We start from the raw sequence: 26,682 nt of genomic DNA on the forward strand, positions 1-26,682 counted from the left end.
CACAGGAGGAAACCACGTCATTCCCCCTCACCCATGGTCGCAAACCGACGGCGGGAACGGAACACAATTAACGGAAGCGTTAAGGCCAGTTGGCCACTGGGGTGTTGCCCGTTTGCTGTTGCGGGCTCATCCGGTACTTCCAGCCGACCAGGATCGTTAGCAACAGCAAATTCTTCGGGGCCGTGGCATCGGCGCCGACGTCGGCGCCTTCCTCGGCGACTGGGTGCAGTCCGAGCCGGCGGGGGTAGTCTCTGTCCTGACTCACACCTGATCGGGGGCATTCGCATGGACCTCGTGGTCGGCCTGTCGTTGACGTCCAGCACGGTGAGATGGGTGCTGGTCGAGGGCGCGACGGGCGAGGGTGCGACCGTCGACCGCGGCGCATTCGACTTCGACGCCGCCGTCGAGCCCGACGATCTGCTCGACGTGGTCCTCGCCGACGTGGTCCACACCGTCCACGCGATCGGCGTGACCTGGACCGTCGAAGCCGAGCAGGCGACGTCCGGTCTGCTCGAGGCGCTGTCGGCGCGGGGGTACGGCAACGCGATCGCGGTGTCGCAACTCGAGGCCGCCGAAGTGCTGGCCGCCGGTCTGGCAGAGATCGCGGACTACGACGACGTCGCGGTGTGCATCGTCGAACCCGACGCCGCGGTCGTCGCGATGGTCGATGCCGGTGGGGTGATGGTCGAACACATCGCGAGGCCGCAAGACGGAGCCGACTTCATCGAGTTGCCGAGCAGCATCATCGCCACGCTCGAACTCAACGAGTGGCAACCCGATGCGGTCTTCGTCGTCGGCTCAGCGGGCGACCTGGAACTCGTCCAATCCACGCTGGACGCCGTGACCACCTCGCCGGTCTTCTCCGCCACTGACGCCGATCTGGCGCTGGCACGGGGAGCGGCGCTCGCGTCGGCGCGCGCCGTCAACTCGTTGGACGTGACGAGTCCACGGCTGCCGGTGCGAGTCAGTGCGCTGGCGTCGGTGCTGGTCGCCGCGGTGGTGACGTTCGTCGTCTCGCTGTCCGCGGCGGTCGGTCTCACCCTCACCGGCGGTCACGAAGCGCCGCAAGCCGCCGACACCGTCGAGGAACCCCTCGATGATTCGGACGGCCCACCCGCAGCGGCCGCCGACAAGCCGACGACTCCGGCCGAGGCGATGCCCGTCGTCGCGCAGACCATTGCCGCGGTTGCGCCGCCGCCGGCAGCGCCGGTCGCCGAGAGCTACGACCCGCCCGCGTACGTCCCGCCGGCCCCCGCGTACGTCCCGCCGGCCCCGCGTACGTCCCGCCGGCCCCGGCACCCGCGTATTCGCCGCCTCCGCCGGTCTACAGCCCGCCGGCCCCGGTCTATTCACCGCCTCCCCGGCATATGTGCCGCCGGCTCCGGCCCCCGCCTACACCCCACCCGCGCCGAACTATGTTCCGCCGGTGGCGCCGCAGCCGCGCCTGCGGGACCGGATCATCGAGCGCATCCCGATCATCAACCGGTTCCACGAACCGGACTATTCGTACCCCCCGCGGTAGTCCTAGGGGCAGGCCGCCGCAGCGTCGTCTCGGATCGGCAGACCGGTGGGCAGCGTGTAGGTCACCGTCGCCTCGGCGTGCTCGGCGCCGGCGTTCGACACGATGTGCGGGATGCCGGCCGGAATGAAGATGGCCTGGCCGGCGGTGAACGCCGCGGGCGCGCATCCCTGTGCGGTCTGCAGCTGGACGGTGCCTGCGTTGATCACCGAATACTCCGGCCCCGCATGGGTGTGCCATCCGCTGCTGGAGTCCGGGCCCAGGACGAGGTTCTGCACGTACAACGTCGTCGGCTGTCCCACCGAGAAGATGGCGACCGGCGCGGTCGTGGTGCCCTCGGCCACATCGGTGCGCTGGATCTCGCCTTCGGCGGGCGTGGCCCGCGCCGTCGCGGTCAGTGTCGCCGCCATGACGGGCGCGATTGCCGCCGCCACGATCGCTGCACGCTTCATGTCCACCGTTCCCCTTCGCTCGACCCGCGGGCTCGTCGGGATTATCCCCCCGGGACCTGGATCGGGATCGGTACCGGCACAAACGGCACCGTCAGCAGAGTCGTGGTCATCGGGGCGGTGGTGGGAGTCATTGTCATGGATGTCGGCGATGTCGGCGACGCCGTCGACGTCGTCGACGTCGTCGATGTCGTGGTCGCCGGCGTGGTGGTGGTTGTTGTCGGTGCCGTGGTCGTCGTCGTGGTTGTCATGGTCGTCGTCGTGGTGGTCGTCGTCGTGGTGGTCGTACTGGTGGTCGGCGGTGTCGTGGTCACCGCGGTCACCGCACTCGAGGTCGCAGGCGCCACGCTGGTCTGCGGCGCTTGCGTCGCCGGCGGCGGGGCGTCGGTCACCGTGACCGTTCGGTCCTGCGGACCCGGCTGCGGTGCCGCGCTGGTGGGAGCCACCGACGGCGCCGGACGGGGCGGTTCGGTGGCTTCGGTGCTGTCCGTCGCGCCCGTCAGCGCGATCGCGACACCACCGACCGCGACCAAGGCGACGGCCGCTGCCAAACCGAAGACCACACCGGGCAGCCGGTGCCAGGTGGGCGGCTCGTCGATCGGTCCGGTCGCGGGAACGTGCTGCACCGGCGACCGCATCGAGGCGACCTCGAAGTCGTAGGCCTCATACGGCTGCAGGTAGGGCAGCGGTTCGTCGGCCCCGGCGTCGTCCTGCGACCACGCCAGCGCACGAAATGTCGAGGAGCCGGAATCGGCGTCGACGGGCGCTACCACCGACGCCAGCCCGGTCGGTGCCGCGGCGGCCGAACCGTCGGCGGCCAGCAGCCCGGCGCCCACGCCCGCGTCCAGCCCGGGTTGCAGTGTCGTCACGACGGGCACGGGCGCGTGTTCGCTGAGCCGCCTGCCGATAAGCGGGATCGCCGCACCACCGCCGGCCGCGGCGATCGCAGTGACTTGATCCCAGCCGATACCGTTGCGCCGCAACAGGTTATCGAGCTCGGACAATACACCGGCGAGTGGCTCGTCGATCAGCGACTCCAACTCGGGTCGCGTGACCTGGATCGCCGACCGGTAGCCCGGCAGCTCGGCGACCAACTCGGTGGACTCGACCGCCGAGAGTCGTTCCTTGGCGTGGCGACAGTCCTCTCGAAGCCTGGTCAGCGACTCGACCGCGGCGGTGCCCGCCGGGTCCACCTCTCCGGTGGCGGCGATGCCGTCGAGCGCGTAGGTGACCAATGCCTGATCCAGCAGATCACCGGAGAAGTCGGGGTAACGGGTCGTCACGTCGACCGCCGCGAAGCCGGCTGCGGCGTCGGCCACGGTGATGCTCGTGCCTCCGCCGCCGAAATCGAGCAAGACGATCACGCCCTGCGGCGGAAGCCCCCGATGATCGTGCAGCGCCGTCAGCGACGCCACGGCGTCGGATACCAGTCGCGCCGCAGCGCCCCCCGGCTGCAACGCCGGTTCAGCACGCATCGCACCGCGCAAGGCCCACAGCGTCGAGGGCCGCCAGTGCGCGGGCACCGCGACGACCACATCGGCCGGCGACGCGCCACCGCTGTCGGTGATCAGCGCGGCCAGTGCTTCGGCGAGCAGCTTTTCGGCCGAATGCGCCGACCCGTCCGCGGCGATCAGCGGCACCGAGTCGCCGACCCGCTCGACGAACCCGGCCATCGCCGCACCGCTCGGCAAGGTGAGCGCCGAACGCCGCGTCACAGGTTGATTGCCGACTCGCGCCGCGACCAAGTTCGTCGTTCCGACCGACAACCCCAACGGGTCGCTCATAACGGACCACACGATAGCCGTCGGACCTCGGCGAACCGGTCAGACACTCCGGACCAACGCCCTTCGGGCACCGCTGTTTTGACTCCTGTCAAACGGGTACCTGCTGGGCCATGACCTCTCTGTGGCTGGCAAACCGCGTCCAGCAGTCGGCACCGCCTCGGCCCCTCACCGAATCGGATCGCTCCGCCGACGTCGTGGTGGTGGGCGCGGGGATCACGGGGCTCGTCACGGCGGTTCTGCTTGCGCGCGCAGGCAAGGACGTGCTGGTGCTCGAGGCGCAGTTCGTCGGCGCCGGCGCCACCGGCAACACGACGGCGAAGGTGAGCCTGTTGCAGCACACCAAGCTGTCGAAGATCGTCAACAAGCACGGCGCCAAGACCGCCCGCCAGTATGTAGACGGCAACCGCGAGGGACAGGACTGGCTGATCCGGCACTGCGAGGCCCACGGGTTGTCCATCCAGCGCGAGGACGCGTTCACCTACGCGCAGTCGGAGAAGGGCGTGTCGTCGGCCCGCCAGGAACTGCAGGCGTGCGAAGCGGCCGGGCTGGAGGTGGACTGGGTCGACGACATCCCGGGAGAGGCCGGAGTGCCGTTCCCGTTCCACGGCGCGGTCCGGCTGGCGAACCAGGCCCAGTTCGACCCCATGCCGCTGCTCGACAGCCTGGTGGTTGAGGTCGAGGAGCGTGGGGGCCGCCTCGCTCAAGGCGTTCGGGTGCAGAAGGTTTCGGACAAGGGTGACGGGCTGGCGCTGGGCGTGCGTACTACCGCGGGTGACGAGTTCGAGGTACACACCGAACAATGTGTGCTCGCCACCGGCATCCCGATCCTGGATCGCGGCGGCTTCTTCGCCCGTCTCAAGCCGCAGCGCTCCTACTGCATGGCCTACAAGGTGCCCGGCACCATCACCCGCGGCATGTACATATCGGCCGACTCGCCCACACGCTCATTGCGGTACGCACCCACACCCGACGGCGACCGTCTCATCGCCGGCGGGGCAGGCCATCCGGTCGGCCACGAGAAGAGCCCGGCGTCGTCCGTGCAGGAGCTGGACCACTGGACCAAGCTGCACTACCCCGGCGCGATGCAGACGAACTACTGGTCGGCCCAGGACTACTCGCCCATCGACGAGCTGCCCTACGTCGGGCCGATCCTGCCCGGCCACGACAAGATCTTCGTCGCAACGGGATTCGACAAGTGGGGCATGACCAACGGCACGGCTGCCGCGCTCGCGTTGTCCAGCCGGATCCTCGGCGGGCGGATGGACTGGGCAGAGGCCTTCGCGAGTTGGAGCCCGCACGAGCTGTCGGGGATCCCGAAGGCGATGCAGAACAACGCTCAGGTCGCGCTGTATCTGACCCGCGGCTGGATCACCCCGATCACGCGCACGCTCAACCGCACACCTGACGACGGCGGCGTGGTCAGTGGCCCGCCGTGGGACCTCGAGGCCCGCAGCGTGGTCGACGGAAAGGAGCACCGCGTGTCGCCGGTGTGCCCGCACCTGGGCGGTATCGTCAACTGGAACGACGCCGACGAGACGTGGGAATGCCCACTGCACGGGTCGCGCTTCGCGCCCGACGGCACCCTGCTGGAGGGGCCCGCCACTCGTAACCTCACTGCGGCACAGTAGTTCTCGGTTTGTCCGGTGCCATACGCCGGACCGCTACCGAGCCGAGTATGCCGATGACGATCAGCGCGATCGCCACCGCGTCGGGCACCGAGTCTGACACCCAGCCGACGATCCCGGTGACCGTGACGAACGGCGGCAGCCAGTCGACGGTACCGATCCACGACGTCGTCTCGCCGATTGCGTGGTCGGGATAGAACTCGGTGAACGACGCGGCGAAGACCACGGCGCCGATCGGGATGATCCACGCGGTCCAAAAGTTGTCGTTGTCGCCCAGCACCGCGTCGCCGATCGCACCCGCGATCGCCGACACGACGAAGGCGCCTGCCCAGGCGCCCGAGATCGCGAAGTTGATGCGGCGGAACGCTTCGGTGTCCCAGTGTTCCGGCGGCGTCGTCTCCCTCGCGTAGGCCATGGTGAACGGCCGGCGCAGGATCAGCGTGGTGAGCGCGAAGACGGCCAGCACGATGTTGCTCAGTTCTCCGGCCCACAGTTGCAGCCAGTCGATCGCCGGATCCGGTGCCACCAGGCCCAGCACGGCGAGCACGGCGAAGTAGGCGATCGTGAGGACCTCGAGTGCGTGCACCCGCGCGCCGCGGCGGGTGCCGACCCACAGAGTCAGAAGGGCCAGGCCGAGCGCGGCTGAGGCGGCCTCCTCGAACCGGCCCGGACCGGCAACCACCGCCATGAGGATCCACGGGGCCAGTCCGGCGAACGGAGATTTGACGAAGCCGTCAAGGAATTTCATGCCCGGCACTGTACTGGCTGCCGTGGGGTTGTGCTGCAATGTCGCTCATGGGTGACATCGACGACATCAAGCAAGTCAAGTACCGGTATCTGCGCGCGCTCGACACCAAGCACTGGGACGAGTTCGCCGACACCCTCACCGAGGACGTGGTCGGCAAGTACGGCGAGTCAATCGGCGAGGAGCACCACTTCAAGAGCCGCGACGAGTTGGTCACGTTCATGCGCAACTCGCTGGGTCCCGAGGTGCTCACCGAACACCGCGTCACCCACCCCGAGATCACCGTGGACGGCGACGAGGCCACGGCGACCTGGTACCTACAGGACCGGGTGATCGCCCCGGACTTCAACTTCATGCTGATCGGTGCGGGCTTCTACCACGACCGTTATCGGCGCACACCCGAAGGCTGGAAGATCAGCGAGACCGGATACGACCGCACCTACGACGCGTCGATGTCGACCGAGAACCTCAACTTCAAGGTCAAACCCGGTCGCGCGCTGAATATCTGAGCTACTGGGCGATCGCGATCACTGCGCCGGGCCGCAGCCAACGCATGATCTCGACCAGTTTGGCATCGTCGATGGCCACACATCCCGCCGTCGGCCCGCCGTCGGTGGCGTGCAGGAAGAACGCGCCGCCGTTGCCGGGGACCCGGGCCTTGTTCACGCCCATCACCACGGCGTGCACATACTGCGGGATCTGGAGGTTCTCGGTGCCGCTGGCGGGGTCGGTGTCGAACGGGCACTGCGACTTCTCGCAGACCTGCATGGTGTTGTAGGTCGGGCTCTTCATGTCGCCGTCCCACCAATGGTTCGGTCCGACCTGCACATACGGCAGGCCGCCGCCGGGGTTCGGTGCCGTGCCGAAGGCGAAGTCGAGCGAATAGACGCCCACCGGCGTCTTCATCTGGCCGTCATGGGTTTGCGGCGCCATCCCGTTGGCGCCGATCCAAGCGTCGATTCCCGCGGCGACGGGTTGCCAGCCCGCGGCGGTGCGCTGGTAGACATCCACCTTGGCCTTTGAGCCGCCAACTCCCACAACGGAAATGACCTGGGTAGCGGCTCCGACCGACGAGGCGAACCACGGCGCGCCCTGGGCGCGGCTGACCGGCGCCGCGGCCAGCGACAGCACTGCCACGCAGAGCAGGGTCAGCAATCGGCGCATCGCAACATGCTAAGGCGCAACATGCTCTGCTTCGGGGAGGCCACGACAAGATTAGTTTTCCCTGACTGCGGATACGTTGAAGCAATGGACTTGCTGCCCACCCGACGGCACCGCGGCATTCGGCAGATCGGTGCCGGCCTCGGCACTCTCGACCGAGAGGTGTTCGAGGCGATCGCCGACTCACCGAGCCCGCTGCTCGACAGCGTCATGCCTCCGCTGACCAGGGCCGCCGACCATTCGAAGCTCTGGTTCGCGATAGCGGCCGCGCTCTTCGCGTTCGGCAATCAGTCGGGGAAACGCGGCGCGAACCGAGGCGTGGTCAGCCTGGCGTTCACCAGCCTGCTGACCAACCAGGTGGCGAAGCGGGTGTGGCGGCGCCCGCGGCCGAACCGGCTGCTGGTGCCGCTGGCTCGGCAGACCCGGCGAATGCCGACCTCGAACTCGCTGCCCTCGGGACATTCCGCGAGCGCCGCCGCCTTCGCCGTGGGGGTCGGGTTGGAGAGTCCGCCGCTCGGGCTCGGTCTGGCGCTGCTGGCGGGGCTGGTCGGGATGTCGCGGATCGCGGTTGGCGCGCACTACCCCGGCGACGTGCTCGCAGGTTTCGGCGTCGGTGCGGCGGTGGCCGTACTGGGCGGTCGGGTGGTGCCGCCGGTGGTGCCGACGAAGGTGCCGGCCGCGGACCCGTTGCGGGTGCCGACCCTGGACCGGCCGGACGGCGCAGGAGTGGTGCTGGTGATCAACCCCGCATCCGGCGGCGGAAGAGGGGCGCGCGTCCTCGAAGAGGTCCGAGAGGCGTTGCCACGCACCGAGATCGTCGAGCTATCCGACGACGACGACGTCGATCAGGTGCTCGCGTCGGTGGCGGGGCGCGCCGAAGTGCTCGCCGTTGCGGGGGGCGACGGAACGGTGGCGTGCGCGGCGCGCACCGCGGCCGACGCCGGCCTTCCGCTGGCGGTGTTCCCGGGCGGCACCTTCAACCACTTCGCCAAGGACATCGGTTGCGACACCGTGGAGAAGACGGTGGCGGCGATCCGGCAGGGCAACATCTCGTGTGTGGACCTGGTGTGCCTGAACGACGGACACATGGTGATCAACACGGCCAGCATCGGGGCGTATCCGATGTACGTGCAGACGCGGGAGAAGTACGAGCACAGGATCGGCAAGCCGCTGGCGGGTCTGTTCGCGATGTTCCACACGCTGCGGCACGGCGAGCCGGTGCGGATCCGCTACGACAACAAGCTGCTGCAGACGTCGCTGTTCTTCCTCGGCAACTCGACCTATCTGCCGTCGGGCTTCGCGCCTGCGCGGCGCACCCGGATGGACGACGGGCTGATGGACATCCGGATCCTGGAGACCGGTCGGCGGTTCAGCAGGTTGCGGATCCTGGTCTCGGTGGCGCTCGGCCGCCTCGAGCGCAGCCCGCTCTATCACGAACTTCGTGTGCCCGAGTTCGAGTTCACCTCGGTTGACGGGCCGACGGTGCTGGCCCACGACGGAGAGGTCGGCACCAGGGTGACGAAGGCGAGTTTCAAGGTGCGATACCGGGCGCTGCCGGTGTTTCGTCCGCTTCCCTGAGGCGGGTCAACGGCGGCACGGTCAGCAGGCATAACACGAAATACGCGTAGCCGAGCGCCCATCCGGCCAGCACGTCGGACGGGTGGTGCACGTTGAGCACGACGCGGCCGACGCCGATCAGGACGACGACCGCCGCGCCAAGGGCGACGAGCCAACCGCGCAGCGACGGCCGGACGGTCGGCAGGCCGACCGTCAGCAGCGCCAGGACGGCGACCAGCACGCCGAGGGCGTGGCCGGACGGAAACGCGGTGCCCAGCGCGGACACGAAGGCGGTGGCGGGTCGGGGGCGGTCGGCCGCTGCCTTGGCCGCTTCCGTGACCAGTCCGGCGAGGACAACGCTGACCAGCAGGAACATCGCGATGCGCGCCTTGCGCCGCACCAGGGCGACGACGATCAACACGATGGTGAACAACCGGAGGGCCCCGGGTCCCAGGACGGTGCAGAACACATCCCACGCCTGCACCCAGTCCGGGCGCGACTCCCCGCGCTCGTAGGACATCTGCAGCGCCGCGGAATCCAGCGTCGACAGCCAGTCCCATTGCAGGGCCAAACCGGTCCACAGGATCGCGTAGACCGCCACCGCGGACACCGCCGAGGCGGTGAGCCAGCGCTTGTGCGGTGCCATGGCTCCACCTCTACCACCGGTTCGCGGGGACGGTTAGGGTGGCTGCTCATGCCCGTGATTCTGCGCAAGCTGCTGCGCATCGGCGGTCTGCCCGACGAGATGCGCGTCGACATCGAGCCTGAAGGCGTGCTGTTCCTCGCCGAGTATGTCCCGGTGATGCGGCAGTTCAGCGGCAAGATCCCCGGCAGGCGTTCACTCGGCAAGGTCAGCAGCTACGTCGGATCGTTGGCGCTGACCGAACAACGTGTCCTGGCGACGCTGTCGACGGTTCCGAAGTTGGCCGGCCGCACCGTCGATCATCGCTGGGACGCGCCTCAGTCGGGCGCCGTCACGGCTGAGTTGTCCAGGAGCGGGCTGACCCTCGAGGTCGACATCAACGCCGTCGATCCGCGGTTCTCCGGCACGCTGGCCATGCACTACAAAGTGGACATCCCGCAGGAAGTGATCGATCGGTTGCCGCGCCGTTCACTGGCCTTCAACGTGTCGCCCGAGTACGTCTTCCGCGCGGTCGGCGTGCCCTACCACCCGTAGCCGGCTCGCCGGAAGGTCAGTGGCAAGCCGTGGATGAACCTCAATCCACCTGCGCCACCACGAAAATCCGGCGGAACGGGAAGAACGTCGTGCCGTCGACACGTCTGGGGTAAGCGGCGGCCAGCAGCGGTGTCAACTCCGACCGGAAATCCGCCCAGTCGGCATCGTCCAGCATGCTGCGTATCGGCCGAAGCGCGGTACCGCTGATCCAGTCCAACACGGGGTGCTCTCCGGTCAACACGTGCACGTAGGTGGTCTCCCAGGCGTCGACGGTGCACCCGGCATCGGTGAGCAGGCCCGCGTAACCCGTCGCACCGTCGACCGGATCATCGCCAAATGTCAACCCCTGCAGTGCTTTCGCCCACCGTGCACGCTGGGCCAACGATTGCACGGCGAGGTGTGACGGCGCGTCGAAGTTGCCCGGCACCTGCATAGCGATCCATGCGCCGGGCGCGAGCCGTCCCGCCCACTCGACCAGCAGGCGCCGATGCTCGGGCACCCAGTGCAGCGTCGCATTGCTCACCACGACGTCCGTCCCGGGTTGTGGCCGCCAGTCCCGTACGTCGCCGACGTCGGCGTCGAGGCCGCGCTCACGTGCCGCGTCGACCATCTGCACGGAACTGTCCCACGCCTCGATGACGGCGTCTGGCCACCGCTGCGCGAGAGTCATCGTGAGGTTGCCTGGTCCGCAGCCCAGGTCGACGACACGCCTCGGCGCATCGGCGCGCACCCGCGCCAGCAGGTCGACATACGGTCGTCCGCGCTCGTCGGCGAATCCGAGGTAGACATCGGGATTCCACATTCCGCCAGTGTGGCACCGCCGCGAAACCGGCTCGACGATTCGCGACGGCTACCATGCGAACGTGACCCGATCGGATTCCGCCCCGGTGGATCCGCCCCTGCCGGTGCCCGATGTCGCCGGTGCCGACGCCAGCATCGGCGGCCTCCCTCGTCGCGGCGACCTGACGCTGCGCCAGCGGGCGATCGTGGACTCGTCCGCCATCGCCGACCTGGCGCTGCGCACCGGAATCGCCTCCTTGCTGGCGGTGACCATGCTGCCGACGATGATCGGCGGCATGCGGCGCGAGCAGTCGCGCGTCGAGCACGAACAACTCGCGTTCTACGCCGAACTCGCATCCGCGCAGGACCCGTCGCAGTCGTTCCCGGCGCCCGCCGAGTTACCGCGAGTGGCCTCACGCACCGCCAACCCGATCGCCGAGATCATCGCCAATGGCCATGTGTCCAACATCCGTTTCGACAGCAGTTTCGAGGCGGTCAACCCGGCGCTGCGCGACCGGTGCCGCGGGTTCGAACGCAACAACGTCGTCCACGCCCAGCACTGGCGCCACGACGACGGGCCCCATCCCACGCTGTGCGTGATCCACGGATTCATGGGTTCGCCGTACCTGTTCAACGGCTTGTTCTTCTCGTTGCCGTGGTTCTACCGGTCGGGTTACGACGTCCTGCTCTACACCATGCCTTTCCACGGTCCGCGGGCGGAGAAGGGTTCACCCTTCAGCGGCTACGGCTTCTTCGCCAACGGCTTCTCCGGGTTCGCCGAGGCGATGGCGCAGTCGGTGCACGACTTCCGCTCGGTCCTCGACTATCTGGAGTTCACCGGTGTCGACCGCATCGCGTTGACCGGGATGTCGCTGGGCGGGTACACCACGGCGCTGCTCGCCGGCATCGACGACCGCATCCAGGCGGTCATCCCCAACGTGCCCGTCGTCGCCCCGGATCAGACGGTCGATGAGTGGTTTCCCGCCAACAAGCTGGTGCAGCTGCGGAACTTCATGTCTCGCACCGACTCCGGATTGAGTACGGCCGCGACCCGGTACTCGTCACCGCTGAACTATGCCCCGCTGGTACCCAAGGACCGCCGGCTCATCATCACCGGTCTCGGTGACCGGCTGGCCCCGCCCGAACAGGCCGAGATGCTCTGGGAGCACTGGGACCGCTGCGCGTTCCACTGGTTCCCGGGCAACCACATCCTGCACGTGAGCCAACCCGACTATCTGCGCCGCATGACCCGCTTCATGCGGGACTTCATGTTCGACTGAAGTCGCCGGCTGAACCGGCGGGCCACCCGATGCCGGTCAGCGTCTCTGCTTTCAGTGGCACCGTCGGAACACCAAGCGGATCACTGGATTTCGGATCGAGTGCGGTGAGCAACGGACGCTGCGCGCCGTGCTGAGGCCTCAGGCCGGACAGCGGTACGCCTCGAACGGCCTCGGCGGCGCAGACGGCACACAGCGCCGCCACGGTCGGTTCGGCCGGCGTGCCTGCGAATTCCACCGCGGTCCACGTCTCTTCGGGCAGCGCCCACACCTCTGCCAGGAGCGGAAACATCTGCTCGCCGGCCGGGATTCCATACGCCGACACCACTCCGTGCTCGTTGCGCACACCCCGCCACATCTCCTTCACCAAACCTGCCAGCGGAGCGTAGGCAGTGTCCACCACGGAGGCCTCCAGCCCCGACTCTCGCAACTGATCCGCCAGGCGGCGGCCCGCGACCGCAGCGGTGTCGTGCAGCGGCAGCTCCGGTGACCGGGCCTGCAGCGCAGCGAGGTTGGCGGTCGCGTCAACGGTCAGGCTGACCCACGTCGTGCGGACACCGCTACGTGTGCGGGTGGTCACGCGAACCTTCTCGCTGCGGATGCCGAAGCGCTCGACGTACCCGGCGAGCGACCGCAGCGACAGGCCGACACTCGCAGGGTCCTCGACCCGTACCACCACCGTCACCCGATGCGGATTCTGCTGTCCGGGCGTGGAGCGGTTTCGCCGGAACACGGCTACCCGCCTGGCCGCCATGTTCGTCAGGAACTGGCCGCGCCACCCGGCGAAGGCGATCACGACGACTGCCGCGGCGACGCCAAGCAGCCACCAGTCGGTGCGCGACTGCCACGGGTATGCCATGGCTGCCGGCACGGCGACCAGCAGCGCCAGTGCGGTTCGGATGGTCACGGTGCCTCCACCTTGTCGTCGATGTTCCTGCGTCGGTGCACCGCGATCGCCGCGGTGAGGGCCGCAACCAGGGCAAGCGTCCCGGTGCCCGCGAACGCGACGACGCGGGGCATGTCGTCCGGCGGTGCCTGTTGCGGCGGCGCGGCCACGGGCCGGGGCTCCGGCGCCGCGTCGCCCGCCACGGCATCGGTCACATCCCAGGTCAGCGCCGCGACGGGGTCGACGAGGCCGTAGCCGGTCAGGTTTGACGGCGCACGGGCCGCACCCTGCGCGCCCGCGGTGAGCCGGTCGACCACCTGCTCGGCGCTGAGCTCCGGAAACCTGCTGCGCACCAACGCCGCGACTCCCGACACGTACGCCGCCGCGAAGCTCGAGCTGTTCAGGCCGTAGAGCCGCCCCTGTTCGTCGGGCAGCGCGTTCGCCAGTCCGCCGCCCTCACCGTTGCCCACCGATGCGATGTTCTGACCAGGCGCGGCGATGCCCACCCACGGTCCGGCCATCGTGAACTCCGACGGCAGACTCGCCGGGCCGACGGAACCGACCGACAGCACGTAGGGCTGCCACCACGACGGGATCGACGCCGACGTCACGCCCGCCCAGTTGCGCGGATCCTCCGGCCTGCCGGGATCCGACAACGGATTCGACGGACACGCCGCGCCGGGGTTCAGGCCCGCCTTAGTGTTTCCGGCCGCGGCGACGATGACCGTGTCCTTGTCGACTGCGGCGTAGCGCAGGGCGGCACCCAGTTCGTTCTGGTCGATGGTCTCGGCGGCGGGCAGGCAGGTGACGGCCGAGATGTTGATGACGCGCGCCCCCAGATCCGCGGCACGGACCACTGCACGAGCGAGCGCGGTGACGTCGACCGCGACGCGGCTCGTGGCCGCGTCCTCGCCGGCGTCCTGCGGGAAGAACTTCGCCGAGGTGGAGCGGATCGACAACACCCGGGCTCCCGGTGCGACACCCGAAAACCGGTCCGGCCCCGGCTGTCCCGCGATCAGGCCGGCCACCAGTGTGCCGTGGCCGTCACAGTCGGTGAGCCCGTCGGTGGACTCGACGAAGTCACCACCGGGATCGACGTTCGGCAGCCGCGGACCCGGGGTCACGCCGGTGTCGATCACCGCCACCAGTTGCCCGTCGCCGCGGCTGTAGCGCCACGCACCGTCGAGGTTGAGCAGCGACTGGTTGGCGCTGGCCATTCCGGGGTCGGTTCCCGGCAGGACGCCGCTGGTCACGCACGGGCTGCGCTGGGCCATCGGGGCGACAGGACCGGCGGCGCCGGATGGCGGAACCACGCCGGCATCAACCTGCGGAGGCGGAATAGCTTGGGCGGGAAGGCAGTTGAGGCACGCGGCGCTCGAGGTCAGCACCGCGGCGGCGATCCCGGTCCGTACTCGGTAGCGGATCACCGATGCCTCACCGGTTCAACACCCAGGCGAAGAGTCCGACGAGGTGGGCCAGCACCGGAAGCACCGAGGCATCGACGCCGGAGGCCAGGAACCCGACCAGACGCCGCATCGGCAGCGAGTAGGTCTCGGGCGAGGCGACCCGCGGGAACAGGGCCGCGATCACCCACACGACCGTCAGGGCGGCCACCGCCGCTGTCGCCCACCACGCGGCGGTGTAGCGGTCGTCGACGACGAAGGCGACCGTCAACGAAACCGCCATCAGGAACGGCTGACCCAGCAGCCATGCCTTGCACAGCGCCGAATCCCACACTCGGGCGCGCAACACCGCACCCAGCGCGACAGCCCCGACGATGTACCACGCCCAGTTCGACGCGTCCTGCGGCGCAGCCAGAGTCAACGCGCCTGCCGTGCCCAGCAGCACACCCCCGGCGATGAAGCCCGTTTGATGCGAGTCGCTGAGCCGCACCCGTCGCGGCAGGTCGGCCAGCACCCGCAGCGGCGGCGCCGAAGGGGCCGGGTCGCCCGGCGCGGGGATCACTGGGACGGGCAGGCGCGACCACAGCGCGGAATACTGGGCGGCCTGCACGGTCACGATCAGTGCCATCAGCACGAGGATCGAGCCGACGATCACCGAGTCGACATCCCAGATCGCGGCGGCGCCCGCGGGAATCAAGGCGCCGGCACCGATGACGGTCGCGGCGGTGAACACCGCGACCGCACGCTGGGCCACGGTGATGCTCATGATCGACCATGTCGTCACACCCGCGGCGGCGAGCAGGACCTGCGACGGCCCGAACTCACCGGGAACGGCGAGGGCGAGCGCTGCGGCGATCGGCGCCAGCGCCGTCACCGCCAGCGCGGTGCCCAACCGCGGCATGCGGACCCAGGTGACCAATGCCGCCAACACCGTCAGCACGGCGATGGCGCTCGTCGCGATCAGGCCGGCGTAGCCGCCCGTTTCGGCGCGGTGCAAGGTTGCCAGCGCGGTGGTGACCAGGATCAACCCGATGACCGCGGCGGCCGCGCCGCGCAGGATATGCAGTGGGCCCCAGGGCGTCTCACGGGCAGCAGAGAAGATCACCGCCGCGTCGCCGATGTCCTCGACGATCCGCGGAGCCGGTGGTCCGGCCGGGATCGGCTGCAACGCAAGCAGATCACCGTCGACGACGCCGACCGTGTTGAGCGTCGCATCGAGGCTGAAGGGCGCACCGCCGACGGGCGCGAGCGACAAGGTCACCGGGCCGCTGTCGCCGAACTCCTCGTCGGCGGGCATCGCCATCCGGCGGACCGCGGGCAGGATCTCGCGCAGCGGAAGCTCGGTGGGCAGGGCCATGTCGGTGACTCGGCCGCCCGCCTCGCCCGCGGCGAGCACGGCGACGCGGACGATCGGCATCGCCTGCGCGGGGACCGCGCTGATCAACTGGCTGTCTGGCGCCATTGCGGATGTTCCGTTCTGTTCTCGGACTCGAAGTCCCGGGTCAGTTGTAGGTCGGGGAACCAGGCCCCGTCGGGCAGCGTCGCGGTCAACCGCTCGACCGCGGTGGCGATCGCCAACGGTGTGCCGGGAGTGAAGGTCGACACCCATTCCCCGTCAAACGCTTTCGACGGACACACGAGGACGCGCCCTTCGCTGGTGTCCACGACGCTCACGCCGACGTCGGTGCTGACACGGCGTCCGTTGCGGTGGTCACCGGCGACGATCTCCACGTAGCTACGCCCTGGTGTGTAGGCGGCCTCCACCACGGGCCGCGCGCTGCGCGGGATGCCGAGGAACTCGAGCACATCGGCGAGCGCGGCCCCGTTGCGCAACTGCTCATCGGCGCGCGCGCCGGCGCGGGCGGGCATGGTGAACTCCGGGAAGCTCGCCGGCGCCCGGCCCGGCAACCCGGCGGTGAGGATCGGAACGAGCGCCGCCGGATGTACGACGTCGAGCGACGTGAGGGTGACCAGACCTCCGCTGCGGAGCGCGACGATGGTCGGATTGTCGCGCCCCGCGACGACAGTTCGCTCGTCGCGGCGCGCCACGTGTCCACGCAGCATGTCGCCCACCGCGCTGATGAATCGGAGTTCGAGCCAGCGTCGCGCCCGGCAGGTCGTCGTGACCCACTCGCGCACAGCGGGTGTGACGACCCCGTCCCCGGTCAGCACACCGAGTTCCGCCAGTTCGCACGACATCCTGGATTCGAAGGCCGACCGCTGGGCATGCTCGCTGTAGGGCGGGGTGATGGCGAGTACCCACGGAAAGCCGCCCGCCCCCAGAGCATCCGCCAGATACCAGGCCTGCTGCGCGGTCAGCTCGACTGCGTTAGCGCCCACCAAGGGTCAGCCACCCCACTTGGCGCCTTCCGCCTGATCGCGGGCGCTCATCGACATGGTGTTCTGCTCGTGGGTGGCGGCCATCGCGCGGTAGGCGCGCACCAGTTCTTCGAGGCCGGCGTTCCACTGTGACTGCCAGGCCTGATAGCTCATTCCGGTATCGCCCTGCCAGGCGCCCGCCAGAGCGGCCTGCTCGCTGGCGATGTCGGCGCCGACGGCGTGCAGTGCACCGGCGTATCCGGACATCTCGCCCGCGTGGGCCAGCATCGCCGGGTAGTTGTACATGATCTGCGACATCAGATTCTCCCTTGGTCAGCTCTGCAGTTCAGATTCCGGTGTAGGTGCTGGCCGCTGCGGCGTCCTCGGCGACGTAAACGCCCGCGGCGTCACCCAGGTTGGCCTGCGCGACGTCCAGCAGCGCGTTGATCTTCGCCGAGACCTCGATGAATCGGGCGTGCGCGGCCTGGAACGCGGCCGACGACTCGCCCATGTGGAATGCTTGCGCCGACTGCGCGGCCTGTTCAGCCTGCGCCATCGTGCTGCGCATCAACGCCGCCTTGGCAGAGAACGCCGCCTCCGATGAGACGATCTGCGGGATGTGAGCGTCCAGGAGGCTCATGGGGTTTCCTTTCGAATGGGGTGTGGTCGACGGTTTCGGTCAGTCGATTCGCTCAGTCGCGCGCTCCCCCTTTGTGATCCCAGTCGCCCGGCAGCAGGGGTTCGGTCGGTCCGCCGCCGAACGAGTCACCGGCGAGTTCGGTAAGCCCGGCGGCCTGCTCGGCACCCGGTCTGGCGGCCGCCCCCGTGAATCCCACCGTTCCGGCGCCCTTCTCGGACGCAGCAACCGACGGTCGCCGCGCGGGTTCGGCCGGGGCGCCGTCCTCGGATTCGGGCTCGTAGTCCATGTATGCATCGGCGTACTGCCGCTGGTGGATCGGCTGCGCGCGCTTGCGCCGCGCCTTGCGCTTGGCCAGCGACGAGACAGCCGCGGCCGCCGCTGCCGATGCGGCGATGTCGGAGGCCGGCGCTTTCGCGCCGGTGCCCTCCCGCAATGTCGGCGTCTCGCCGCCGCCGGGGTCAGGGCCGGCGACGGCATACGGCACGGCCGCGCCGACAGCGGGCGTGGCCGGTGTTCCTGCGGGAGCTCCGCCGGCACTCACCGTCGGTGCGGCTGCGGCAGACGCCGACGGCACAGTGGGAGCGACCGACGTGACCGGCGTCAAGGTATCGGCGCGTGCGGACGCCTGGGCCGGCTGCTGTGCGGGAGCCGACGCCGGCGCCGGCTCGGGTACCGCCTCGATCGGGGGGGTCGCCTTGTTGAGAAATTCGTTGTAGAAGTAGTAGCCGATCCCCAGTCCGATCGCCAGCAGTGGCTGCAGCAACAGCTGAGGATACGTCAGGGCCGCGCCGACGTTCGAGACAACCTGGTAGAGCACGGCGAACAGGAATGGCCCGAAGCGGACCAGCGTGGGACCCGGGTTGGTGAGCAGACCGACGACAAGCTCGATGGTGTTGCCGACCGGGTCGCTGAAGAACGTCAGAATCGGCTCGAACAGCGAGTAGGTGTACTGCACGTAGACCTGATAAATCTGACCCGCGAACTGCAGCAGCGCGTTGATGAAGTCCGCGTTGTTCAGCGCCGAGCCGGAATCCGAGGCGGTCACCCGTGCGAAGGACTGCTGCGCGACGGCTGCGCTCGAACCCGCCTCTCCCACACCGGGAGCCAACAGCAGCGGCGCGGGCGCAGTCGACGGCGCGGCGGCCACCGCGGCGCCCGAAACCGCTTGGTACGTGCTCATCGTCGCGGCCGCCTGGATCCACATCCGCACGTAGTCGGCCTCGTTGAGCGCGATCGGGATCGTGTTGACACCAAGGAAGTTGGTCGCTACCAGGACCGCATGGGTCGCATGGTTGAGCGCCAACTCCGCCAGCGTCGGCATGGTCGCCAGTGCCGCCGAGTATGCCGCCGCCGCCGTCTCGTGCTGAGCCGCCGTCGCGGCGCTGTTCGCGCTGGCCTGGGCCAGCCACGCCAGGTACGGCGCGTGCGCGGCCACATACCGCTCGGCGCTCGGGCCTTCCCACGCACCGCCCTGCACCGCTCCCAGCAGCGCGGTCAGTTCGGCTGCGGCAGTGGAGTACTCGGTGGCCAACGACTGCCACGCCCCCGCAGCCGCCAGCAATGAACCCGGTCCGGGTCCGCTGCTCAGCATCGACGAATGCACCTCCGGCGGAAGTGCCATCCATATCGGGGCGGTCACGATCAGCTACCGGCGACCAGATACGTAGAGGCGGCCATCGCATCAGCTTCGGCGTAGCCGGCACCGGACTCTGCGACACCGACGCCGGAGCGGCCGAGCTCCTCGACGCCATGTGCGGCGACTGCGTTGTGCTGTGCGCCATGCGCACTCAGGCTCACCGCCGTCTGCAACGACACCGCATCGGCCGCGGGCGGTACGACGGCGGTGACCAGAGGCGCGGCGGCGGCGTGGGCGGCGGCCAGTCGGGCGGTCAGCGCCTCGACCGCGCTTCCGGCCGCGGCGAGCCCCTCGGGAACGACACGCAGGGTCATCAGTTGTACTCCCTTCCTTGATCGGTCGGCCGGTTGGCGGGACCGCTGGCGATCGCCCCGGCGGCCGGGTTGACCAGCTGCAGGAACGTCGGGCCGTCACCGTCGTCGAGCAACATCGCACGGCCTGGGGGCAACCGGCGGAACCGGTGCCCCCGGATCTTGCCGCTGTCCTGCGGGTTGCCCGACATCATCAGGATCGCGGCCTGAAGCTCGTTGAGGCGACGCAGCAGTGGCGCGGTCATCAGCGCATGCGCGGAACCGGTGGCTCGAGCGGTGACGATCACCCGCAGACCGAGTTCACTTGCCTGCGAGAGCAACCCGATGATGCTCGTCCACGGCCGTTGCCCCGCGAACGGTCCGCTCACTGCCGGTGCGTCCGGGATCTGGTCGACGTCGTCGACGATCAGGTAGTGGGTGTGCCCGTCCTGTTCGGAGCGGTGGGTCCAACCGCTGAGCTGAGCGGGGGTCAGCCCGGCGGGCGGTCGTCGCTGTTCGAGCAGCGCGGACAGGCCCAGCATCGCCGGCGTGATCCGGTCGATGTTGGGGGTGTACTCGTTGTCCGGAAACAGCGGTTCATCGACCAGGTGCAGCCGTCGGTCGATGACGGTGAACGCCACCTCATCGGGCGTCGAATGCTCGCGGATCGTCCGGATCACATGGCGCAGCAACGTGGTCTTGCCGGACTTGGCGTCGCCGAACACCATCAGCAGCGGGTTCTGGTCGAAGGCCAGCGACACCGCCGCCAGGTCCTCCTCACGCTCGCCGACGACGACCTGTTCGGGCGCCGGGTACAGGGGCGCGACCAGCCTCGGAGCCAGGTCGGGTGGCAGCAGCCGCACCGGCGGGGCCGACACCCCCGCGTGGCGGGCGTTGATGACAGCGATGTCGCTGGCCGACGGCGTGGCGAACAAGAAGTGTTCGGCGGCCATCGTCAAGCCGCGCCCGGGCTGCTCGGCGGGGACCGCCTCTGCGGGCCGCCGTAGCGCTCCGGTCACGCGAACGTTGCTGTCGCGCGGGTCGGGCAACTTCAGCTCGAGCCGCAAGCCGAGCCCGTCACGCATCGCAAGTGGCACCTCGAGCCAGTTAGGGGTGGTGACGACGACGTGGATGCCGTAGGACATGCCGGTGTTGATCAGCTCGGTCACCTTGGCCAGCAGCGGATTCCGGGTGTTGAAGGTGTCGGTGTTGTCGCGGCTGAACGCGTAGAGGTTGTCGATGACGAGGAACGTCTCGCCGTACTCGTCGCGCTCACCGTTGTCTGCGGCCCCGTTGCCCGACCGGCTCCGCGATTGGCGGGCGCGCAGCAGCTGCTCGAGTTCACCGAACGTGCGGCGGATGCGCTCGGGCTCCAAAGGCGAGGCGACGCTGCCGACGTGGGCGAGGTTCTCGAGATCACGCAACTGCCCGCCACCGTAGTCCAGGCAGTAGAACGTGACGTCCCGCGGCGTGTGCAACGCGGCCGCCGACATGATGAACGTCTGCAACGCGGTGGTCTTGCCCGACTTCGGTCCGCCGTGGATGAGCACATTGGCCGCCGCCGACGTGGCGTCGAACACCAGCGCGTCACGCTGCATCGCGAACGGCCGATCGATCTCGCCCAACGGCCAACGCCACTGCCGCTCGCGCACATCCGAGCGGGCAAGCAACTCGTCGAGGGCGATGGGTTCGTCCAACGGGGGCAGCCACAACCGGGGCGCCTTCGGACCGTATTGGGCGAGCTGCTGGCCGATGGTGGCGATGAGCTTGCGCGGCGGGCGGTCCTCGTGCACCGCCGGGTCGGTGGCCACGACGGTGTCTGCCGGGGCCTCGACGTGACGGGCGGTGAACAGCTGCGGCACCGGAACCGACTGCACCACGACGGACTTCTCGACGCGGGGCGGGTCGTAAATGCCGTCGACATATGTGCTGCGGAACTTGACCGGCATCGCGCCGGGAGCGGGCACCAGGTAGCCCTCGCCCTTGTGCTCGGGCCCCGCCTCGATGTGGAAAGCGTCTTCCACGCCGATGATCTGACGGCTGACGGCCGGGCTGGCCACCTTGAGACCGATGCGGTACGAGGTGTTCTTGTCGATGTCCTTGATGCGGCCGACGTCGAGGGTCTGCGACGCGAACAGCAGGTGGATCCGGAACGAGCGGCCCTTGCGCGCCACGTAGTCGAACAGGTCGGCGTACTCGGGGTGGTCGGACAGCATCAGCGAGAACTCGTCGGCGACCACCAGCAACGTCGGCAGCGGAGGCAGGTCGTGTCCCGCGGCGATCGCCGCTTCGTACTCTCGCACCGAGTTGAAGGCGCTGCCCTGGATCCGGCGACCGGCTTGCATCAGCAGCTGTTCGCGGCGAGCGACCTCGCCGCGCAGCGTGTCGGCGAACCGGTCGGCCAGCGATCGCTTCTCGGCCATGTTGGAGATCACCGCGACGACCTGGGGGAAGTCACGGAAGATGTCGGCGCCTGCCTCGCCCTTGAAGTCGGCGTAGATGACGATCAGCCGGTCCGCCGAGTGAGTGGTCAACAGGGACAACAGGATCGACATCAGCGTCTGTGACTTGCCGGAGCCTGTCATGCCGATCATCAGGCCGTGCGGTCCCATCCCGCCCTCGGCCTCGTCCTTGAGGTCGAAGATCAGCGGTTCACCGGTGGCGGTCACCCCGATGGGCACCCGCAGTTCGTCGGCGCGCGACCGCGGCGCCCACAGGCTCGCCACGTCCAACGCCGCGGCGTCGGGGATGCCGAGCAGCACCGAGAAGGTGGCCACCCCGGCGCTGCTGGTGCGCGCGTGGCTGGGATTGGAATCCCACCGGGACAGCCGCCGCGCCACGTGGCGGGCGGTGGCCGCGTCGACGTGGTCGGCGACGTCGACGTACGGCTGCCAGCCGCCGGTCTGCCATCGTTCGATCCTGCCGTCGACCACACGCAGGATCGGCCGTTCGGGATCGGCGTACTGCTCGCGGTGCGGCGGCTCGGAAATGCGTTGCACCACAGTCACACCGGCCAGACCGCCGCGCGGCACCAGGAGGCTCGGGTCGATGCCGGGGTCGTCGACCACGACGAGCAGGTGTTTGGCGCTCACGTCCTCGGCGGTGCCGAACGGCGCGCGCTCGCCGACTAGCGGCTCCAGCAGCGAGCGCAACTCGGCGGCGTCCTGCGTCAAGTACCGGGCGGGCCCGGCACCGTCGATCCGCCCCGGAACGTCGTTGTGAGACAGCCACTTCAGCCATGACCAGTCGTCGCACTCGATGTCCTCGGCCACCAGCGCCACACCCAGCACCGCTGGGTCGTGCCAGGTCACCGCCTGGATGATCCAGGAGCGCAGCACGCCGCGCACTTCGTCGGGCTCACCGAGCACCGTGACGCGCGAGACCCTGGCCAGGTCGATGCCCGACGGCACCGCACGCACCGTGCGCTGAACGTCGAGCAGTCCCCGTAAGGCGCTGTGCGACAGGGGTTCCAGGTCGACCTCGTTCACGCTGTCCTTCACCCGCAGCGCGGCGTTGAGGGGCGCATCGTGCAGACCCGTGCGGATCACCAGGAAGTCGGGGTCGTGCGGGTCACGCTCCCACTGCCTGCGGGTGCCCGGCACGTCGACGAGCAGGCAGGGGTCGGGATGCGACCACTCCAGCGCCGCGCGCTGCTCGGCGGCGTGGGCCCGCACGTTGTCGCGCACCACCGACAGGTAGCGCAGGTAGTCGGCGCGCTCGGCGTCGACCTCCTCGGTGCGCATCTTGTTGTCGGTGCCGCGGTAGAGCGCCGTGGCCGCGAGCAACAGGACGAACGGGAAGAACAGCGTGGTCGGCGAGATCAGGCGCATACCGGTGGCCACCAGCGCCACGATCATGCCCACGATCAGGATGACGATCAGGTACGGCAGCACGCGCCGCAGCAGCGACGGCGGCACCATCCGCGGCAGCTCCGGCGGCGGCTCGATGGTGATGGTGCCCTTGCGCATCGGCGGCACGGGGATGCGGCGGCGCGCTTGAAAGATGATCCGGCTCACGAAGCCTTCCTCACGACGGCGGGTCGGGGATCGGCTGCGAGCGCGTCATGGGCCAGCAACGCGTCGGCGCGCGACAGCGTGGGCCCGGGTGCGAACTGACTCAGCATCGACCACGGGATGGGCAGGATCGGTGGGGTGAGCCCCAGCGCGGCGATCGACTCCTGGTCACCGTCGGCGGCGAGGCCGTATCGAACACCGGTGTCGCTGAGCCAGAAATGGGCTCCGCCGGTCGGCGAGGTCGATACACCGCCACCGTCCTGGCCGACGCTCCGCACCAGATAGCCGCGGCCAGGGGTGATCGCGACGCGGTTCGCGGTGCTGCCTGAACCGGAACCCACCAGCGGGACGGTGTGCAACTCGTCGGGCACCGGAAGTGTGACCCCGATCAGCAGTTCCAGCGTTGCGCCCGTCGCGTCTGCGGTCCGCGTCCACTGCGCGCAGGTCAGCGGCGCGTCCGCGGCGTCGACCAGGCTGATCTGCTCGCTGGGATACGCGTCGTTGTCGATGACGTCGGCGACCGGCAGGCGCGCGACGTCGTCGGCCCCCAGCCGCGGCGGCTGGTCGAGTCCGAACGAGTTCGTGTTACGCAGGATCGAGGCAAGCACCGGCGAGATCGGCTGCAGGCCGTCGGGCAGGACCGCGTAGAGACGCAACGTGTTGTCGGTGTCGAAGGAGGTCACCACCGCGCCCACCGGTGCGGGCGCGGGCAGCGGGAAGCGCGGCGGCTCACCGGCTCCCGCGATCGCCGGTGCGCGAAGCGGCGGGGCTTCGGGCACCGCGTTGAAGAGGCCGGGCGCGATCGGCCGGGCCGCCGGCCACTGGCCGCGGAGGCCCAGCGCGGTGGTGACCGCCCGGTCGTCGAGGTCGATGCGGCTGCGGCGGCCGTCCCACAGCAGCCAGGTGCCGGCGTTCGGTCCGTCGGCGTTGGCGGCCAGGACCGCCTCGGTGTCAGGTAGCACGGCGGCCCGTTCGCCCACGTGGGTCAACGGGCCCGCGATCAGCGACACGCCCGCCGCCGGTCCCGAGACCCCGTCGCACACCGTCCAGTCGGCGTCGCGAGTGGTGTTCTGCACCATGCGTTCCGGCGCACCCGGGATACCGATCAGGTTCCCGCGCGGGAACTGGTCGATCTCACTGGTCTTGACCATCGTCGGGTTGTCGGGCCGGCCGGCGATCAACCGTGCGGAGGTCAGGTTCAGCACCGGGTGCAACTGGTCGCCCAACCGGACGTAGAGCGCCGACGTCGTGCGGTCGGCGAGGATCGCGTCGTCGCCCGCCGCGCCGCCGGGCCGGATCAGGGAGAACACGAAACAGCCGACCAGCCCGGTGATGAGCACGAGCGCGCCGACGAGAACCGCGCGCGACTGCGTGCGCAGCGGGTCGACGAGCATGCGGGTGTCGTGCAGCGCAATACCGGACGCGATGCGGCGCATGACGAATCGCCAGCCCGACACCTGGTGGCGGGTGACGAACCCCCGCCGGTACACGACCCGGTCGGGGTTGTCGTTGGCCGGTGTCCGCGAGGTGAAGGTGCGGCGATCCTGGTCGTCGGGTGTCGTCATTCCGGCACCGTCAGACCGAGGCCGCGCAACAGCGGGATGGCGGACTTCATGGTGTCCTCGTCGGTGATGGTCATCAGCTCGTCATCGGTGAACTCGTCGCTATCGGAGTGGTCGAGGCGGTACTCGCGCTCCTCCTCGGAACGCTCGACCAGGTTGCGGACGAAACGGCCGTTGCCTGCGATGTCCAAATTGCGGCGCTCGACGCCGTTGCCGTCCGGCGTTGTCGCCGTGGCCAATTGGCCGAACAACGACTCCATGTGCGCCAGCGCGGCGGGCTCGAAGATGCTGTCGCGCTTCTCCGCCATGCGCACCGCGATCTCGACCAGTTCGTGTGCGCTGTAGGACGGGAAGTCGATGCTGCGGGTGAAGCGCGACCGTAGACCCTCGTTGGTGTCGAGGAACGCGTCGAGATCCTTGCGGTAGCCGGCGATGATGACCACCAACCGCTCGCGATCGTTCTCCATGCGCGCCAGCAGCGTGTCGATGGCGACGAGTCCGAAGTCGTTCTTGGCGCCGGTCGACACCAGCGCGTACGCCTCGTCGAGGAACAGCACACCGTCCAGCGCACTGTCGATGATCGCGTTGGTCTTGGCCTCGGTCTCGCCGATGTGCTGGCCGATCAGGTCGGACCGGTGCACCTCACGCACCGTCTCTTTCTTGAGGATGCCCAGCCCGCAGTAGATCTTGGCGACGACGCGAGCGATGGTGGTCTTACCGGTCCCGGGCGGACCGGCGAAGACGAGATGGTTGGTGCGCTGGGCCACCGTCAGCCCGCGTTCCTGCCTGCGAATCGCCATCGCTACAGAGCTTTTCAGCCGTGCGACCTGATACTTGACCTCTTCGAGACCGATGAACTCGGCCAGTTCAGCCTCGGCCTCGACCAACAGGTGCGCCTTGCGCTCCTTGGCGCCGGGATCGACGAAATCCGTTTCGGTGGGCTCGGTCTCGGGATCCCACGGATCGGCGCGGGCCTCGATGCGGGCGGCCGTCGTCGGCACGATGCCGTACGTAGCGTCCGACAGCGCAATCTCGACCTGTTCGTTCTCCGGGTTGGCGGCGTAGAGTTCGGCGAGCACGTCGGCGGCGTCGAGGTCCTCGCCCTGGGCGCGCAGCGCAAGCGCCTTGACCAGGGTGCCGTCCACCGTCGCGACCCCGACCGGGCCGCCCGGCTCCTCGAGGTAGGACAGCGCGGGCGCGAACATGCCGAGCCGCGCCAGCGAGGTGGCCAGCGCCACGCGCACCGCATGGGCGTACGTCTGGTCGAGCTTGGCGTCGTTGACGATCGGCGTGAGCAGACGCACCACATCCGACCACCGCTCGGTGCGGAAACACATCGCCACGCGGATCCAGCGCGCCTGTATCCAGTCGGGCCGTCGCCTGATCAACGGGTCGACCAGCTTGTCGGCGGCCGCGTAGTCACCGGCGTCGCACAGCGTGACCGCGTAGGCCAGCGCGAAGTCGTCCGGCGTCGACGCGTCGAACTGCAGGTACAGGCCGGTGTCGTAGCTGAAGGACAGGGCACCGTCGTCGAGGTTCACGTGGCGCTGCAGAACTCCGGCCGTCGCGACGGTGCGCCAGACGGCTTCGACGATCCGGGCGCTGGTGTCGCCGGCGGCGGCCAGTCCGGTCCAGGCGTCGCACTGCTCGCGGGCGATGCGGGTCAGCTCGGCGAAGCCGGCGCGCGCGGCCGCGATGTCGGCAGGACGCCGCCGATCGTGCACGGACAGGCCCAATGCTCGGCAACACGTCGCAAAGCGGTGCACCACGTCCTGGTCGACGCGCGGTGCCGCAGCAAGATCAGTAGATAGCGGCACGCGCCGTCGTCTCCCCTGGTTATGGCAGGCTAACTTCCGCCC

General features: G+C 69.3%; 24 protein-coding genes and 1 pseudogene. 7 read left to right on the plus strand and 18 right to left on the minus strand.

Features of this window, described 5'->3' with window-relative positions; translation table 11 throughout:
• Positions 1-79: 79 nt before the first annotated feature.
• Complete coding sequence (locus tag K3G64_RS07145; RefSeq protein ID WP_238889997.1) at positions 80-265, minus strand: hypothetical protein; 186 nt, start codon at positions 263-265, stop codon at positions 80-82.
• Positions 266-285: 20 nt separating this feature from the next.
• On the opposite strand from K3G64_RS07145, the pseudogene K3G64_RS25740 reads away from it, so the two are divergent.
• Together K3G64_RS25740 and K3G64_RS25745 are read left to right on the plus strand one after the other, a co-directional pair.
• Positions 286-879: pseudogene (locus tag K3G64_RS25740) on the plus strand (DUF7159 family protein); the annotation flags it as partial.
• A gap of 217 nt (positions 880-1,096) precedes the next feature.
• On the plus strand, positions 1,097-1,522 hold the full coding sequence (locus K3G64_RS25745; protein WP_441338865.1) for a DUF7157 domain-containing protein: 426 nt from the start codon (positions 1,097-1,099) through the stop codon (positions 1,520-1,522).
• A gap of 2 nt (positions 1,523-1,524) precedes the next feature.
• Here K3G64_RS25745 and K3G64_RS07160 read toward each other — a convergent pair whose 3' ends face one another.
• Both K3G64_RS07160 and K3G64_RS07165 read right to left on the minus strand, forming a co-directional pair.
• The gene (locus K3G64_RS07160; RefSeq protein ID WP_238890003.1) at positions 1,525-1,971 is read right to left on the minus strand and encodes a cupin domain-containing protein; all 447 of its coding nucleotides are present in this window, start codon (positions 1,969-1,971) and stop codon (positions 1,525-1,527) included.
• Between the two features lie 41 nt (positions 1,972-2,012).
• Positions 2,013-3,752, minus strand: coding sequence for an Hsp70 family protein (locus tag K3G64_RS07165; RefSeq protein WP_238890005.1), 1,740 nt, complete (start codon positions 3,750-3,752; stop codon positions 2,013-2,015).
• A 110-nt stretch (positions 3,753-3,862) separates the two neighbouring features.
• Here K3G64_RS07165 and K3G64_RS07170 point away from each other — a divergent pair, with 110 nt between their 5' ends.
• Positions 3,863-5,380 (plus strand): FAD-dependent oxidoreductase, encoded by a 1,518-nt coding sequence (locus tag K3G64_RS07170; RefSeq protein WP_238890007.1) that lies wholly within the window; start codon positions 3,863-3,865, stop codon positions 5,378-5,380.
• On the opposite strand, the gene K3G64_RS07175 is transcribed toward K3G64_RS07170, so the two are convergent.
• Positions 5,364-6,125, minus strand: a complete 762-nt coding sequence (locus tag K3G64_RS07175; protein ID WP_238890009.1) for a hypothetical protein — start codon at positions 6,123-6,125, stop codon at positions 5,364-5,366. The two genes, K3G64_RS07170 and K3G64_RS07175, sit on opposite strands and share 17 nt — an antisense overlap.
• A gap of 47 nt (positions 6,126-6,172) precedes the next feature.
• Between K3G64_RS07175 and K3G64_RS07180 the strand changes: the two genes are divergently transcribed.
• Positions 6,173-6,631, plus strand: a complete 459-nt coding sequence (locus K3G64_RS07180; RefSeq protein WP_238890011.1) for a nuclear transport factor 2 family protein — start codon at positions 6,173-6,175, stop codon at positions 6,629-6,631.
• Position 6,632: 1 nt separating this feature from the next.
• Here the strand turns inward: K3G64_RS07180 and K3G64_RS07185 are convergent, their stop codons facing one another.
• Positions 6,633-7,286 (minus strand): L,D-transpeptidase family protein, encoded by a 654-nt coding sequence (locus tag K3G64_RS07185; RefSeq protein ID WP_238890013.1) that lies wholly within the window; start codon positions 7,284-7,286, stop codon positions 6,633-6,635.
• An 84-nt stretch (positions 7,287-7,370) separates the two neighbouring features.
• Here K3G64_RS07185 and K3G64_RS07190 point away from each other — a divergent pair, with 84 nt between their 5' ends.
• Positions 7,371-8,861, plus strand: coding sequence for a bifunctional phosphatase PAP2/diacylglycerol kinase family protein (locus K3G64_RS07190; protein ID WP_238890015.1), 1,491 nt, complete (start codon positions 7,371-7,373; stop codon positions 8,859-8,861).
• Here K3G64_RS07190 and K3G64_RS07195 read toward each other — a convergent pair.
• Positions 8,815-9,486: a phosphatase PAP2 family protein gene (locus K3G64_RS07195; protein ID WP_238890017.1), complete on the minus strand. Its 672-nt coding sequence runs from the start codon at positions 9,484-9,486 to the stop codon at positions 8,815-8,817. The two genes, K3G64_RS07190 and K3G64_RS07195, sit on opposite strands and share 47 nt — an antisense overlap.
• Positions 9,487-9,534: 48 nt before the next feature.
• Here K3G64_RS07195 and K3G64_RS07200 point away from each other — a divergent pair, with 48 nt between their 5' ends.
• Positions 9,535-10,017, plus strand: coding sequence for a hypothetical protein (locus tag K3G64_RS07200; RefSeq protein ID WP_238890019.1), 483 nt, complete (start codon positions 9,535-9,537; stop codon positions 10,015-10,017).
• A gap of 40 nt (positions 10,018-10,057) precedes the next feature.
• Here the strand turns inward: K3G64_RS07200 and K3G64_RS07205 are convergent, their stop codons facing one another.
• Positions 10,058-10,819, minus strand: a complete 762-nt coding sequence (locus K3G64_RS07205; RefSeq protein ID WP_238890021.1) for a trans-aconitate 2-methyltransferase — start codon at positions 10,817-10,819, stop codon at positions 10,058-10,060.
• Between the two features lie 61 nt (positions 10,820-10,880).
• On the opposite strand from K3G64_RS07205, the gene K3G64_RS07210 reads away from it, so the two are divergent.
• Positions 10,881-12,077, plus strand: coding sequence for an alpha/beta hydrolase family protein (locus tag K3G64_RS07210; protein WP_238890024.1), 1,197 nt, complete (start codon positions 10,881-10,883; stop codon positions 12,075-12,077).
• On the opposite strand, the gene eccE is transcribed toward K3G64_RS07210, so the two are convergent.
• Genes eccE through eccA form a run of 11 tightly spaced genes read right to left on the minus strand, consistent with a single transcriptional unit; the run spans position 12,064 to position 26,640 of the window.
• A complete protein-coding gene (gene eccE, locus K3G64_RS07215) occupies positions 12,064-12,981 on the minus strand; it encodes a type VII secretion protein EccE (RefSeq protein WP_238890026.1) in 918 nt (305 codons plus the stop codon). The genes K3G64_RS07210 and eccE overlap by 14 nt on opposite strands.
• Positions 12,978-14,384, minus strand: coding sequence for a type VII secretion-associated serine protease mycosin (mycP, locus tag K3G64_RS07220; RefSeq protein ID WP_370647172.1), 1,407 nt, complete (start codon positions 14,382-14,384; stop codon positions 12,978-12,980). The genes eccE and mycP overlap by 4 nt, the downstream gene beginning before the upstream one ends.
• A gap of 10 nt (positions 14,385-14,394) precedes the next feature.
• The gene (gene eccD / locus K3G64_RS07225) at positions 14,395-15,825 is read right to left on the minus strand and encodes a type VII secretion integral membrane protein EccD (protein ID WP_305071277.1); all 1,431 of its coding nucleotides are present in this window, start codon (positions 15,823-15,825) and stop codon (positions 14,395-14,397) included.
• Positions 15,804-16,703: an ESX secretion-associated protein EspG gene (locus tag K3G64_RS07230; RefSeq protein ID WP_238890028.1), complete on the minus strand. Its 900-nt coding sequence runs from the start codon at positions 16,701-16,703 to the stop codon at positions 15,804-15,806. Before K3G64_RS07230 ends, eccD begins: the two co-directional genes overlap by 22 nt.
• A gap of 6 nt (positions 16,704-16,709) precedes the next feature.
• The gene (locus tag K3G64_RS07235; RefSeq protein ID WP_238890030.1) at positions 16,710-17,000 is read right to left on the minus strand and encodes a WXG100 family type VII secretion target; all 291 of its coding nucleotides are present in this window, start codon (positions 16,998-17,000) and stop codon (positions 16,710-16,712) included.
• Positions 17,001-17,028: 28 nt separating this feature from the next.
• On the minus strand, positions 17,029-17,322 hold the full coding sequence (locus K3G64_RS07240) for a type VII secretion protein EsxS (RefSeq protein ID WP_238890032.1): 294 nt from the start codon (positions 17,320-17,322) through the stop codon (positions 17,029-17,031).
• 52 nt (positions 17,323-17,374) lie between these two features.
• On the minus strand, positions 17,375-18,961 hold the full coding sequence (locus K3G64_RS07245) for a PPE family protein (RefSeq protein ID WP_238890033.1): 1,587 nt from the start codon (positions 18,959-18,961) through the stop codon (positions 17,375-17,377).
• A gap of 2 nt (positions 18,962-18,963) precedes the next feature.
• Positions 18,964-19,272, minus strand: a complete 309-nt coding sequence (locus K3G64_RS07250; protein ID WP_238890034.1) for a PE family protein — start codon at positions 19,270-19,272, stop codon at positions 18,964-18,966.
• Positions 19,272-23,264 carry a type VII secretion protein EccCa gene (gene eccCa, locus K3G64_RS07255; protein ID WP_238890035.1) on the minus strand — a complete coding sequence of 1,331 codons (3,993 nt, stop codon included), beginning with the start codon at positions 23,262-23,264 and terminating at the stop codon, positions 19,272-19,274. The genes K3G64_RS07250 and eccCa overlap by 1 nt, the downstream gene beginning before the upstream one ends.
• On the minus strand, positions 23,261-24,826 hold the full coding sequence (gene eccB, locus K3G64_RS07260; RefSeq protein ID WP_238890036.1) for a type VII secretion protein EccB: 1,566 nt from the start codon (positions 24,824-24,826) through the stop codon (positions 23,261-23,263). Before eccB ends, eccCa begins: the two co-directional genes overlap by 4 nt.
• On the minus strand, positions 24,823-26,640 hold the full coding sequence (gene eccA, locus K3G64_RS07265; RefSeq protein ID WP_305071278.1) for a type VII secretion AAA-ATPase EccA: 1,818 nt from the start codon (positions 26,638-26,640) through the stop codon (positions 24,823-24,825). The genes eccB and eccA overlap by 4 nt, the downstream gene beginning before the upstream one ends.
• Between the last annotated feature and the right edge of the window lie 42 nt (positions 26,641-26,682).

Source organism: Mycobacterium sp. IDR2000157661, from assembly GCF_022317005.1.
GTDB lineage: Bacteria > Actinomycetota > Actinomycetes > Mycobacteriales > Mycobacteriaceae > Mycobacterium.